This is a genomic window from Pseudomonas sp. MCal1 (assembly GCF_026341415.1).
Classification (GTDB): domain Bacteria; phylum Pseudomonadota; class Gammaproteobacteria; order Pseudomonadales; family Pseudomonadaceae; genus Aquipseudomonas.
Window position 1 is genome coordinate 1 of the sequence record NZ_JAKUMP010000041.1, and the last position, 391, is coordinate 391.

The following is a 391-nucleotide window of genomic DNA, read 5'->3' on the forward strand; positions in this document are numbered from 1 at the left end:
CATGACCGTTCAGCGCGTCGTTCGGCGCGGTGGTGGTCACGGTGCCGGTGGTCTTGCCGACTTCGATGGTGATGGTCTGGCCGTTGGCCAAAGTGACAGTCACTGGCGAACCGGTCACAGGCGCACTGACCGTCGCGGTATAGGTGACAGTGCCGCCCTCGGCCACCGATGTATCGGCGCTCAGCTTCACCGTGGTGGTGTCGATGGTGTCAGTCACTTCAGTGACAGCCGGGACGGTGCTCGGAACAAGGTTCTCGAAGTTGCCGCCGGACGCATCCTTGATGGTTACTTCGACCTTGCCGGCGTCCTTGTAGACGTCATCGGCCGGCGCAGGAACAGTCACGGTGCCAGTGGTTTTGCCCGCTTCAATGGTAATGACCGAGCCGTTGCT

The 391-nt window shown here is 61.6% G+C and carries 1 protein-coding gene; it reads right to left on the reverse strand.

All coding sequences use genetic code 11. The features are described from left to right. Positions 1-391 (reverse strand): immunoglobulin-like domain-containing protein (locus MKZ87_RS28870; protein WP_266202225.1); only part of this gene is annotated, 391 nt, incomplete at both ends.